This is a genomic window from Paenibacillus sp. VTT E-133280 (assembly GCF_002264385.1).
Classification (GTDB): domain Bacteria; phylum Bacillota; class Bacilli; order Paenibacillales; family Paenibacillaceae; genus Paenibacillus_AQ; species Paenibacillus_AQ nitricinens.
This window is the reverse complement of sequence record NZ_NFUX01000079.1, coordinates 1-13,740: the sequence shown is the minus strand read 5'-3', so window position 1 is coordinate 13,740 and position 13,740 is coordinate 1. Positions and strand designations below refer to the sequence as shown.

The 13,740-nt window shown below is 43.5% G+C and carries 11 protein-coding genes; 1 reads left to right on the top strand and 10 read right to left on the bottom strand.

Translation table 11 applies throughout. From position 1 onward, the window contains the following. Positions 1-13: 13 nt before the first annotated feature. Entirely contained in the window at positions 14-1,645 is a 1,632-nt protein-coding gene (locus CA600_RS25985; protein WP_094874061.1) for a family 10 glycosylhydrolase, read from the bottom strand. 306 nt (positions 1,646-1,951) lie between these two features. Continuing rightward, positions 1,952-2,377, bottom strand: a complete 426-nt coding sequence (mntR, locus tag CA600_RS25980) for a transcriptional regulator MntR (protein ID WP_094874060.1) — start codon at positions 2,375-2,377, stop codon at positions 1,952-1,954. Positions 2,378-2,570: 193 nt separating this feature from the next. On the opposite strand from mntR, the gene splB reads away from it, so the two are divergent. Then, positions 2,571-3,647, top strand: a complete 1,077-nt coding sequence (gene splB, locus CA600_RS25975) for a spore photoproduct lyase (RefSeq protein ID WP_094874059.1) — start codon at positions 2,571-2,573, stop codon at positions 3,645-3,647. Here the strand turns inward: splB and CA600_RS25970 are convergent. The 8 genes from CA600_RS25970 to CA600_RS25935 form a co-directional block, all read right to left on the bottom strand. After that, positions 3,644-4,357, bottom strand: a complete 714-nt coding sequence (locus tag CA600_RS25970; protein ID WP_094874058.1) for a cytochrome c biogenesis CcdA family protein — start codon at positions 4,355-4,357, stop codon at positions 3,644-3,646. The two genes, splB and CA600_RS25970, sit on opposite strands and share 4 nt — an antisense overlap. Positions 4,358-4,450: 93 nt before the next feature. Continuing rightward, on the bottom strand, positions 4,451-5,254 hold the full coding sequence (locus tag CA600_RS25965) for a metal ABC transporter permease (protein ID WP_179281736.1): 804 nt from the start codon (positions 5,252-5,254) through the stop codon (positions 4,451-4,453). 370 nt (positions 5,255-5,624) lie between these two features. Further along, a complete protein-coding gene (locus CA600_RS25960) occupies positions 5,625-6,374 on the bottom strand; it encodes a metal ABC transporter ATP-binding protein (RefSeq protein WP_094874056.1) in 750 nt (249 codons plus the stop codon). A gap of 34 nt (positions 6,375-6,408) precedes the next feature. Further along, entirely contained in the window at positions 6,409-7,407 is a 999-nt protein-coding gene (locus CA600_RS25955) for a metal ABC transporter substrate-binding protein (protein ID WP_094874055.1), read from the bottom strand. Positions 7,408-7,626: 219 nt separating this feature from the next. Next, on the bottom strand, positions 7,627-9,639 hold the full coding sequence (metG, locus tag CA600_RS25950) for a methionine--tRNA ligase (RefSeq protein WP_094874076.1): 2,013 nt from the start codon (positions 9,637-9,639) through the stop codon (positions 7,627-7,629). Positions 9,640-9,989: 350 nt separating this feature from the next. Next, positions 9,990-10,253, bottom strand: a complete 264-nt coding sequence (gene yidD / locus CA600_RS25945; RefSeq protein WP_094874054.1) for a membrane protein insertion efficiency factor YidD — start codon at positions 10,251-10,253, stop codon at positions 9,990-9,992. 2 nt (positions 10,254-10,255) lie between these two features. After that, a complete protein-coding gene (locus CA600_RS25940) occupies positions 10,256-10,717 on the bottom strand; it encodes a Fur family transcriptional regulator (RefSeq protein ID WP_094874053.1) in 462 nt (153 codons plus the stop codon). A 203-nt stretch (positions 10,718-10,920) separates the two neighbouring features. Continuing rightward, positions 10,921-13,158, bottom strand: coding sequence for a stalk domain-containing protein (locus tag CA600_RS25935; RefSeq protein ID WP_094874052.1), 2,238 nt, complete (start codon positions 13,156-13,158; stop codon positions 10,921-10,923). Between the last annotated feature and the right edge of the window lie 582 nt (positions 13,159-13,740).

Here is a 13,740-nt window from a genome sequence, read left to right as displayed (position 1 = left end):
AACAACTAATCGATTAGGACTTAAAATAAAAGGTCAATAAGCTCGACAATCCGAACGGATTGCGGACTACGACGTCATTCGCTCTAAACATAATACTACCTGCAACTTCTTCGTACTTCTCATTATATTTGAGCTGATTAATAATTTGATCCCCACTTTGCCATTCAGCCTTTTGATCACTGGCTCCGACCTTATAGCCGGCTAACCCGATGTAGAGTTTAACATTCGTATTCTCGACTTCTTTAACCCACCAATCTACTAACTTGTCATAACGTGCTGTGCTAAAGGACAAACTCCAATAAATTTGCGGAGCGACATAATCAATCCAGCCCTGCTTAATCCATGTCCGAACATCCGCATACATGCTGTCATAAGCAGTTACCCCTGCACTAGTGTCCGAACCTGTACTATCATTTTTAATATTTCGCCATACTCCAAATGGACTGATCCCATAAGAAGCCTTAGGTTTTACCTTATGAATCTGTTCTCCCAACTGACGGACAAATTCATTAATATTATCTCGGCGCCAATCAGCTTTAGAAAGCTTTTTCGTATTATAGGTAGAATAAGCAGCATCATCGGCAAAAGTAACATTTGAAGGATAAAAATAATCATCCAAATGGACACCATCGACATCGTAACCTTTAACCACTTCCATCACCGTGTCGATGATATGTTGGCGAGCCTCCGGAATACCTGGATTAATGTATTTCTTACCCTCGGCATTCACAATCCATTCTGGATGTGCTTTTGCCACATGGTTACTTGCTAACGCTGAGGTGGAAGCATCTGTCGTTGCACGGAACGGGTTGAACCAAGCATGAAACTGCATGCCGCGGGAATGCGCAGCACTGACCATATAGCTTAGAGGATCATATCCCGGATTCTTCCCTTGTGTACCCGTCAATACCTTAGACCAAGGCACTAAAGTCGATGGGTACAGACTATCTGCTGAAGGTCTTACCTGAACAAATACAGCATTAAAGCCAACAGCTTTGAGTTTGTCCAACAAATTATCAAACTCCTGCTTTTGTTTCGTTTCATTTCCTGCAGAAGACGTTGAAGGCCAGTCTAGGTTAAACACCGTGGAGATCCAGGCTCCCTTCATCTCCTTACTAGTTGATCCACCAGGGAGAGTAGGTAATGTTGGTTCGGTTGGTGTCGTTGGTCTCGTTGGTTTTTCTGGATCGACAGATTGTGGCGGTTCAATGTTTGAGATCAAAGAAATATGCTTATTGACCTGATCCCATAACACCTGCAATCCCAATTGCTCACTTACAAAACGAATCGGTACCATTACCCGCCCCTGCTTAATCTGTACGGAGGTATCCAGCGCTACCGAAGCATCGTTAACCATTGCATTTTTCTGGCCACTGGTCAGCTTAAGGAGCATATCTCCTTGAGTAATGGTTACAGTTTTACTATTTTGATTCCATACTACGCCAGCATTTAATCCTTTACTGATCACACTAATGGGCACCATCGTTACATTAGAAGTTGTGATATATGGGGGCACATCACTAACCAGCGCCTCTCCATCCAGTTCAATGGTAATTTGCACCGCTGCGGCACGTGCACCAGGTGACCATAAAGGCAAAAACAACATAATTACTAACAAGCTCAACATCCATTTACGATAATTCATAATTCCTCCCCAAATCTAAAAAATATGTATCCAAAAAAACGAAAAAAACGGATAAATCCTTCATGCAGATGAGTGAGTGCCTCCTTCTAAAAAGGTGGTCTCTGTCTCTGCAAAAAATATAAGAAGTATCGGATAAAGCTCATACTCTCTTATATTTTTAAAAAGGACTGTATCCGTTTTGACGCTAAAAACTGGAAAAGGTTGCACTAAACAAAATAGAAACGGCTATACTATCCACAGCCTATGCTCAAGAAAGCCTTGCTACGCATAACTTTTAGGACAGTATCCGTTTCGGGAAAAAACATTTCAAGAATCGCTTGCTAGTTCGTTGTGAATCGCATATAAAGTCTGTACACGTTCTTCGTCGCGGCGGAAATATTCTACCAACGTTTCAATACGCGTAATCGAATCCCAACTTAAGTGATGCTCGATTCCTTCGACATCATTATAAATGTATTCCTGCTGTACTCCGATCAACCCGAGGAATTCCTCCAATAGTTGATGACGATCAACTAAACGTTTTCCTACTTTTTTCCCTTTGGTGGTTAGGACAAGCCCACGATATTTCTCATAGATGAGATATTCGTCCTTATCCAGTTTTTGGATCATCTTGGTCACAGAGGAGGGGTGTACTTCCAGTCCCTCGGCAATATCCGAGACCCGCGCATAACCTTTCTCATCTATGAGCTTGTATATGCGCTCCAAATAATCCTCCATGCTGGGTGTTGGCATTAAACTTTACCTCTTTTCTATAATGAGCATGGCGCCGAGCCAAACCTTGCTCTAACAATGATACATGTTTCTAACGCACCTTGGCAAGTCCTTCAAAGGAACTTACAGAGGAGTTGCACATGTTTGCCATGCTTCTATTGGGGCTGAGTTAGACATAATAAACATACTCGTCATTCCAAAGGAGCGTGAAAGTATGACAATAGTGACGCCGGAGTCCACTACTGTAAAAAGAACCAGAAAACCTACAGCGCTTTTTCTTCCAGAGCTTGTTTTCTTCGAGCCGGATGCTTTAAATTACCCTAAAGGTGAAAAAATCATGGAATGGGTAAAAGCTAACAATATCCCTTATCGTATGACCACATCACATAATCGAATTATGAATTTCCCTGGTGAAACTGAAGTCGAGCAATATAAAATTGCCAAAAGAACGCTTGTTGTAGGCCTACGCAAAACTTTGAAATTTGACCAATCCAAGCCATCGGCTGATTATGCTATTCCCATTGCCACGGGCTGTATGGGGCACTGCCATTATTGCTATTTGCAGACTACCTTAGGAGCAAAGCCCTACATTCGCGTATATGTAAACACAGGTGACATTATAGATGCTGCCAAAAAATATATTGAGGAGCGTAATCCAGAAATCACCACCTTTGAAGCTGCCTGCACATCAGATCCACTAGGACTTGAGCATATTACTGGTTCTCTGGCAGAACTAATTACATTTATGGCAAAAGAGCCCCTTGGCCGTCTGCGCTTTGTGACCAAATACCAACATGTTGAACCCCTGCTTGCTTTGGAGCATAACGGGCATACCAGAGTTCGCTTCAGCGTGAATGCAGATTATGTGATCAAGAACTTCGAGCCTGCCACCTCCCGCTTTGAGGAGCGTATTGAGGCTGCCGGAAAGGTAGCACGGGCGGGTTATCCACTTGGCTTTATCATTGCCCCAATTATTTGGTATGACGGCTGGCAAGAAGGCTATGCTGAGCTACTGGCCAAGTTAGCCCAGACCCTCCCCCCTGAAGTTGGAAAAGGATTAACCTTCGAAATGATTCAGCATCGATTCACCAAAACCGCTAAGACGGTTATAGAGAAGCGCTACCCCAAATCCAAGCTAGAGATGGACATGGAGAAGCGTAAGAAGAAATGGGGACGCTGGGGACAAAATAAATATGTCTATCCCGATGAACAGCAAACCGCCCTGCGAGAGTTTATCACAGAGCGGATATTCGAACATTTTCCGGAAGCAGGAATTGATTATTTCACCTAAAAAACGAGCCAATCTGGCGTGATTCCCTGCAGCCATACTGTGATCCGAAACATTTGATCTGTAAAGAGCAGAACGCCCATAAATACCATGAGAACGCCACCAATCTTCATCAGCACATTTGAATATTTAAGGATACGTCTGGCTCCTCCAAGAAAGAAGGCCAAGACAAAGAATGGCAATGCGAACCCGATGCTATAGGCCGTAATTAATGTGAACCACGTGCCGGGCTCACTTGCGGAAAGTGCGATAATTGCGGTCAAAATCGGTCCAATACATGGAGACCAGCCTGCAGAAAAACCGATCCCAAATATAAATGAGCCCATATATCCGGCCGGCTTCCATTTTAAATCAAGCTTACGCTCGCGAAGTAGAAATTGCGGCTGAAAGATCCCAAGCAGAAATAATCCCATCACAATAATCAGAATCGCGGATAATTGCCGGATCAGATCACGATGACCATTAAAAAATTGTCCGAATAGTCCGGCACCAAATCCCAGCGTGTAAAAAACCGCTGAAAAACCTAAAATAAAGGCCAATGTATGAGTTATGGTGCGTATACGGATTTCTTTGGTATTCGCACCTGATTTCAATTGTTGAACAGATAATCCGGTTATATACGATAAGTAAGAGGGATAAAGCGGCAAACAGCAAGGGGATATAAACGATGCTACCCCTGCTGCTAAGGCTATTCCTGCATTGATATTAGACAAGGTAGCGGCTCTCCTTCCGGCATTCGAGTCACTTCAGGGAAATATTTGTAGCTCCATCCTATAAAAACGCATACCGTATATTTTATTCGCTGTTTATGCGGGCAAACCCTTTTTACCGATCAAAGTCAACACTAATAGGGATATGAGTAAAAGCACAATGGTAGCACCAGGGGCCAGATTCCAAACTCCTGCAACTACTAATCCGCCTACAACAGCTATTTCCGAAATGATGACGGATAGAATGACTGAGGATTTAAAGCTTCGAGATAACAATAAGCTGATAGCCACCGGAATGGTCAGTAGAGCAGATACTAGCAACGATCCGACAATTTTGATCGCAGTACTGATTACAAGCGCCGTCAGAATGGTAATTAGCATGTTCAGCAGCTTCACTGGCAGTCCGCTTACACTTGCAGCATCCTCTTCAAAGCTAAGCAAAAAGAACTCTTTAAAGAACATCGTAACCACTACTACTACTGCAATCGTCACAATCCCCACAACGATTAAATCAGTATTATTTAGCGTATAAATGCTACCGAACAAGTAACTCATAACATCTGCATTATAACCTTTTCCTAAGGTGAAAAAGAGTGAGGCTAAAGCCACCCCGCCAGACATAATGATGGCAATCGAGAGCTCTGCATAACTCTTATAAGCCTTGCGAAGCTTCTCTATCGCGAAGGAAGCCACCACTGCAAAAATAAGACCGGCTCCCAGCGGGTAAAAGCCTGTTAAAAAGCCAAGTGCTACACCGGCTATTGTAACGTGAGCCAGCGTATCCCCTATCATAGATAAACGTCTGAGCACAAGAAAAACGCCTATAAGCGGCGCTGTAATACCTATCAGAAGACCGCCCGCAAGCGCTCGCTGAAAAAAATCGCTAAATAGAATTTCCAACTTTAACTCTCCTCCGTAGAACAATTGAAACATTTTTAAAAGCTTTTATTAAAATCTTTTTTCGATCCCTCCCAAACCCTCCCTTCCAAGGGAGGGCCCCAAGGGCTCTGCCCTCTGGACACCCGTCAAGTGCAACTGGCGTAGGAGGTGGGGTTACTGAACTTAGATGGCGCGAGGTAAGATCGCTTTCGCCCCTTACGGGGCACGCTTACAGCGTCACGTTATTTAGATACGGAAAGGATTAGATGAAATTGAGATCAATAGAAATGCAACCAAACAATAAATAATTATCTCTAATTTCCACTCTCCAGCTCTATGTACGCTCCCCAATAATCGAGGGCTCCCTCTACTACCAGAGTTTAAGTATGACCTAAGAGAGCGTGTGCTGCAGGTTCTCTTCCGTACAATTCTGCAAATCATGAGAGTGACGGGAGAAAAAGTTAATCTTACCGTTCGTTTGCACAGGTTCATTCCCTAAGTAATTCTTAATCATGTCGATATCATGCGACACCATAAGGAATGTCATATGATGATGAGCATGCATATGTGTAATTAAATCAAAGAATCCTGCTTGTGATTCAGCATCAATACCGACTGTAGGCTCATCCAAAATTAGCAGATCCGGATGGTTAATCAGCGCACGTGCCAGAAATACACGCTGCTGCTGACCGCCTGAGAGCTGGCCTACTCTTTTCTCCGCAATATCCTGTATTCGCATCACTTCCAGCGCATCTTCGCACTGACGATGCTGAGCCTTAGATACTCTTCGAATAATATTCTTGTTGTTGTACAAACCAGATAGCACTACTTCCCGCACCGTTGCTGGAAACAGGGGATTGAAGGCGTTCTTTTGTGGAACATAACCAATCCGTTCCCAGTCTTTAAACTTGCGGACAGGCGTTCCGAATAATTTGATTTCACCACTACTGGCTGGAAGCAAACCGACGATCATCTTCATCAATGTTGTTTTACCAGCGCCATTAGAACCAATGATACCGAGGAAGTCTCGTTCTCTTACACTATAGTTAAGATTTGAGATCACCTTCTGTTCGCCATATGAAAATGAAAGATCCTGTATATCGATGATATGCTGATGGCAGTCCAAGGATACCGATTGCATACTTAAGCACCGCCTTTTCCTTATACTATCCTTTTTATTGTAAAGCCATAATCAGATTTAGCAAATTTTTCTCCATCAATGTGAAGTAGTTATCCCCATTCTTTTCTTGCTCCGCAGTAAGACCCTCTACTGGATTAAGCACCATAGTGGACACACCGGCTTCAGCTGCTAATGTCTTTGCGAGTTTATCGGAGACCAGTTCTTCAAAAAAGATATACCGAATGTTCTCCTCTTTAACCATCTTCGCCAGTTTGACTAGATCCTGTCCACGCGGCTCAGCATCTGGGGATAATCCCATAATCGCATGCTGCTCAAGTTTATAGTCACGGGCAAGATAGGAGAACGCTTGGTGCGAAACTACAATTTTGTGATTAGGCAGCTTGCTAAGCTCCTGTTCAAACTTACTATCCAATGCTTGTAAACGTTCAGCAAGCTTATTGTAACGATCTTCATAACCATCTTTATGCTCCGGGTCCACGGACTGAAGGCTTTCTTTTATATTACGAGCCATGATCATCGCTGATTTCGGACTTACCCAGGTATGTGGGTCTGTGTGCAGACTGTCCCCAGAGGTATGGCTACTATGATCAGCATCTTCCTCATGATGATCTTCTTCACTGCTTCCCCCGTGATCATGTCCATCATCTTCATCAGTCATTATTAAATCAACGCCTTTACTTACTTCAACAGCTTCCACTTTACTGCTACTATCAAGTCCTTTTAGAAAATTAGGAACCCATCCCTCAAGCCCTGCTCCATTGTACAAGAATAATTGCGCTTTGGAGGTATTGACAATATCCTGACTGCGAGGTGTCCAATCATGCGGCTCTACGCCAACTGGAAGCAGATTAATGACATTTATATCATCTCCACCAATTTCTTGAGTAAACTCATAAATAGGATAAAATGTAGTTACAACATTTACTTTCCCTTCAACTATACTTCCACTGCTCTTTGGTCCACATGCAGTGAGTGTAAATACAAGCACGAGTGCAAGTATGAGTAGGCTTATTCGTGACCTCATAGCAACCATTAAAATGATCTTCCTCTCAAATCGTAATCTTTACTATCAGAAGTATAATAGTAATTATTACGATAAGTCAATAATAAATCATCTAGATCAGATGACCCAGCACTTTATCCCTGCTTGCTTTTACTTAGAAAAAAGGAATGTTCCCACAGCCTAACTGGCTGAAGGAGCATTCCTTTTCTTTTATAACCCATTGCAATTATATATTCTATATAACCGCTCTTACTTCACAATAGCTCCGTTTGGCATGCTGTCTGGAACTGTGGCGAGAGTTAACTGATCACCTTTAGAAGCCGCTAGAATCATCCCTTGCGACAATTCACCACGCAGTTTCACTGGTTTCAGATTCACAATACAAATCACTTTTTGTCCTACCAGTTCTTCAGGTGTGTAAAACTTCGCAATACCAGAAACGACTTGACGCTGCTCATAACCTAGATCCAGTTGCAGCTTCAGCAGTTTATCGGCTTTCTTCACAGGCTCAGCTGCAATGACTTGAGCTACTCGAAGCTCAGCCTTGGCGAAATCGTCGATGCCGATCTCTTCTTTATGCTCTTCCTCAGGCTCGGATACCGCAGGGGCAGCAGGGGCTGTTTCAGTTACTTCAGCAGCCGACTTACCTGCGCCCATGGCTTCGGCGATATAAGCTACCTCTTGCTCCACATCCAGACGCGGGAAGATTGGATTGCCTTTCACCAGCTTCGTTCCTGCCGGAATCAGACCGAAAGTCTTTCCACTGTCCCATGTCGTCAGCTCGCCTGCTTCAATGCCAAGCTGTTCCCAAATCTTCGCTGGGGTTTGCGTCAAGAACGGCTGCAGCAGAATGGAAGCGGTACGAAGACCTTCCACAAGATGTCTCATCACGGAAGCGAGCTCAGCTGTTCTGCTCTCATCCTTAGCAAGCACCCAAGGTTGTGTCTCATCAATGTATTTATTGGTGCGGCTGATAAAGATCCCGATAGCAGTCAGCGCTACGGAGAACTCCATTTTTTCCATCGCTTCTTCTACTTTGGCATAAGTATTCTCTGCCGCCGCTTGAAGCTCACCATCAAAGGCAGTTACATTTCCTTCATACGCCGGAAGCTCTCCTCCGAAATACTTCTCTACCATCGCACCTGTCCGGTTCAACAGGTTACCAAGGTCGTTAGCAAGATCATAATTAACTCGATCTACAAAGCTTTCAGGTGTGAAAGTGCCATCCGAACCAAATGGTACTTCGCGTAACAAGTAATAACGCAGCGCATCCAGACCGTAACGATCGATCAGTGTAACGGGGTCTACTACGTTCCCCTTGGATTTCGACATTTTGCCATCCTTCATGAGCAGCCAGCCATGTGCAAACACCTTTTTCGGAAGAGGCTCGCCCAGCGCCATTAGAATGATTGGCCAGTAAATCGTATGGAAACGGACGATTTCTTTGCCGACAATATGCACATCTGCAGGCCAGAAATTATCGTACAGACTGCGATCCTCGGAACCGTATCCCAAAGCAGTAATGTAATTTGTCAAAGCATCGATCCATACGTACACTACATGCTTTTCATCGCCTTTAACCTTAACACCCCAATCGAAAGTCGTACGGGAAACCGCAAGATCCTCCAGACCCGGTTTGATAAAGTTATTGATCATTTCATTCTTACGGGATTCCGGCAAAATAAACTCCGGATTCTCCTCATAAAATTGCAGCAAACGATCTGCATATTTACTCATCCGGAAGAAATAACTCGCTTCTTTCACCAGTTCAACGGGATGACCGCTATCAGGGCTTTTTGCGCCAATGATTACGCCATTGTCATCTCGAACAATATCAACCAATTGTGTTTCTGTATAGAAGGTTTCATCCGGAATACTGTACCAGCCTTCATATTCGCCTTTATAGATGTCACCTTGCTTGAGCAGTCGATCAAAAATATCCTGAACCACCTTTTTATGACGTTCTTCCGTTGTACGGATGAAGTCATCGTTTGAGATGTCTAGCTTGCGCCATAATTCCTTAATGCCAACAACGATGTCATCTACGAACTGTTGAGGGGTTTTACCTGCTTCCTCTGCCTTCCGTTCAATCTTTTGACCATGCTCGTCTGTACCTGTAAGATACCTTACATCATAGCCGCGTAGACGTTTGTATCGGGCCATTGCATCTCCAGCTACGGTAGAATAAGCATGTCCGATATGCAGCTTATCACTCGGATAGTAAATAGGTGTAGTCAAGTAAAAAGTTTTCTTCTCACTCATTGATTCATCATCCTTTCTTTCATAAAAAGACAAAAAACTCCCGCCCCTATCATGGGGCGAGAGTATAACTCACGCGATACCACCCAAATTTCCTGTCTCTTCACAGAGAACAGGCTTCGCCAGTTCCCTCTTGGGAACTGTCCATTAACGCTGGAACACGCCGTTATCTTACACGAACCTCAATTGCAGTTCCCGCTCGAACACGGTTCCTCCCGGACCATATTCAATCTAACGCTCCATACCGGCTTTCAGCTCGTTCCGGCTCTCTGTAATGGACGTACCGATTTACTTATCCGTTCCTCGGAATTCATACTATTATCTGTGAATATACCCAATGGTATGGGCTTGTGTCAAGTCACACGGGCAGAATCCTTCTTCGCAGGGTGTTCCTCAAGAGGCGGAACCGGATCAAGTCCCCCTGGATGGAAGGGATGGCATCTAGCAATCCGCTTGGCAGCAAGCCACGAACCTTTCACAGGACCATGGACTTCAATAGCTTCAAGCGCATAAGCAGAGCAGGTTGGATAGAAGCGACAAGTTGCAGGCTTAATCGGGGAAATGTACTTGCGGTACACCCGAATGGGAGCCTGAATCGTTCTACGTAGGGTTGCCATTTCTAAACCCCTTTTTTGCTATCTGCCGCTGCGATTAGTTCTTCTTCCCGGTTCTCTTCACATTCTTTGCAATAACCGAACACCTCAAATTTATGCTTGACTACCCGGAATTGATCAGGTGTATCCGTTAAATTCATCGGGCAGAAATTAATCGGGTAGGTTTTCTCGCATTGAAGGCAGATCATATGATGATGGTGATCCTGATGATTACAGCTTCCCTTGAATTTCACTCCGTCTTCAAAGACGATTTGCTCAAGTACACCAAGCTCTTCCATTACACGCAGATTGCGGTACACGGTATCAAAGCTAAGTCCGCTATACTTGCGGCCCATATGCTCATAGACATCCTTCGCTGACAAATAACCCTTATTCTCGCCGAATAACTTGGCAAGCGTTTTGCGTTGGTCGGTGATTCGCAGACCTTGCCCCGACATGACCTCTAATATTTGTTCTGTCGACAGCATACGCTCATCTCCCATAACATTTCAGTTCATTTGTAATTCACTCTCTTAATAATGCCCCAAAATAAATGCCCCGTCAATGAAACAACCAAGCGTATGAGCGCTCATCAGTTTAAATTCATACATTTAAATACAAAAAGTCCGGCTGAGTATTCCTTTACGGAATATTCAGCCGGACTTTTATTTCAGGTGAATCCCAAAAAGCTTTATTTCTTCGCTGGTAGCGGTGTAACCAGGAAATTCACCGGCAAGTTACTACCAGAAGCTGCTGTGAACAAAATCTCCACGGAGCCGCCATAATCACCAGTACGATAAATCACACTGTTCATGTCAGCACTAGAGAGACTTCCCGAAGTAGGCATTTGTACGATTTGACCATTAACCATGACAGGTCCCATGTAATTACCGCCACGTGGATTAAATGTAATCAATGAATTAGGTGCAACACGATCGAATTTGATTTTGTACAACACGCCGAAGTTACCTGCATTAGACGCTTCAGTACCATTCATTGGGTCTACACCGGTCAAATTCAAATCACTCGAATTGTCACCGAGAAGAAGTCTTACAGGAGTTGTTCCTACTTCGTCAGTAACCGTGATGATGCGTGTAGAATCAGCATAAGTTCCCCGGTTATGCACCCCATCACGATCCAATATTGGAAGTGTAGGAAGTGTAGTTAGAGGATCTTTATTCGCATCGATCATCATGACATTATATTCAATAGGATAATCACTAAATAAATCCGCTTGGAGGGATACAATCTCGCCTGGTTTCATTGCAATTTTGTTTAGATCCGTAAGAATCGATACACTCTCTCCTGGTTGAAGGACCGTTGTCTTATAATGTTCCCTCGTAATCATAGACTTCCAGTAACGTTCCACAGACATTTTACCAGTGCCTTCCGGAAATGAACTTGGACCGCCAAAGCCTACATACTCAGTTGTAATTGTCGTAGGGTACAGATTGTTATTCTTAGCAATCACATACACCTTCGTTTTAATATTCATATTATTCTTGTGGTGGACTAAGAAGCGAGTTCCGCCGAATGAAGTTTCTTTGTAAGTAATCCCTTCCGTATTCACCGTTTCCGGACTGTTACTACGGATAAGATTATAAGGCTCGGAAGAAAGATTATAGGCTACCTTCTGCCAAGTTGGAACCATCGATCCATCAATGTTAAACACGCTGCCTGGAGCACCGAATAATCTATAGAAATCTTCTTTACTGTACAAGACTTCATCTGAAATATTAATGGTCTTCTCAAAAGTGCTGATTGCGCCATGTGAATCTTTGACTTGAATAGCCACTGTTGCTGGACCTGGTGTAAAGAAAGCTTCTGCTTTGTTCGTCCAAGTCACTTCAATCGGATCACCGTCTGGGTCGCTGCTTAGATCCGAATAAGTGATCATTTCACCCATCTTGTAAGAATCTTTGTCTGTCGTAAAATTAGCGACTGGTGGTGTATTTGGTTTCAGTACATTGATGGTAACAGAGTAAGGATCACTCCACTGTCCACTTGCATCCATAACAGAATAGGATACTACATAAACTCCTGGTTGATCATAAACATCCTGCTTACCTTCCCAACGTTCATCTACTATAGCGGTACCATTCGGAGAAGAGCTGGAAGTCACAAAATTCACAGGATCACCAGCATAAATTTCAGTTGGCCCTGTAAAAGAAGCTTTAGGCTTCGTGTTCAGCGTGAGAATCACTCGTTTTTGCACATTATCAACCGTATAAGGAATGCCTAATGCCCCGGTTATGGACGTCAAAGGAATCATGAATGTACCATTGGTTTGGTAAGCTGGACCTTTCATCGTCACATTTTTACCATTAACGGAATAGATCTTACTGTCCGTCTTAAAGCGCATTACATCGGTTCCTTTGGTAACAATGGTCTCTTTCGTTTTATAATCGTAAATGTATTTCACACCTACGCGTTCCACCATAGCTCGGATCGAAACGTATGAGACACCATTCTTCACGGCCATTGGCTGATTAGCTAAATACTCAACGCCGTTTTGATACATTTTGTTGCTGTTCATCATAAGAACAAGCTGATTACTAGCTGCAGCACGAACACCATCCGTTGGAATAGGCTGTGTAGTGGTTACAGGTGTTGCAGTAGGAATTGGTGTAGCCGTTGGTTCGGTTGTTGATGTAGGTTCAGTTGTTGTCGCAGGTTCAGTCGTCGGTTCAGTTGTTGCCGCAGGAATTGGAGTTGGTGTAGGTGATAATACTCCCCCTGGCCCCTCAGTTTGCAATGGTGGCAATGGGTCTGTAGCTTCTGGCATTACATCCGTCACAGAGGAAACAATTGTTCCTACTGTATTCGTATTACCTGAAGTATTATTGACAGCTTCAGCAAAAGCCGGCACTGCCGAGGCGGCCTGCGATACGGCCAAAACAGCAACTAACGTTAATTTCTTTAAATCCATGATATAACTCCTCTGCTCCTATTTGTAAATATAAGTAGGTCTCTGTCTTTTTCATACGCCTCTTATATTCCCCGCAAAAACGCAACCGCTCTCATCAGAGCGGAAGAATTGCTTTTTGCCACGTTCGTTATAACAAAACATAGTATTAGACGCATCCGGCCGCAAAAAGTTTCATTTTAAAGTAAAGAAAGATTAACTCAGTATTAAAACAAGCAAAAATAACCTTTCATCCGCTACCCGAAAAATATGAGATTCCACAGTTTTATTATCACAAGTATCCCCGGCTAATACTGCGACTATAAATACCATTCATTTGGATCTACTCCAAAGAACGAAAGCATTGTGCTTGTAATGGTCCAAGCTGCCTCCATTGAGAACAAAAAGCTCGCTATCCCAACCCAGGCACTGCCTAGAATCCCTTTCTGGTAATTGATATAGCAGTATAGGGATCATATTCCATTTATATAAAAAAAAGACATGATTATCCTTAATAACTAAGAATAATCATCTCTATGTTTTAAATCATTTAATCTTATGTACCTTTATCACAGTCGCAGGCTGGTCGAATAGGCCCCTCGCCCT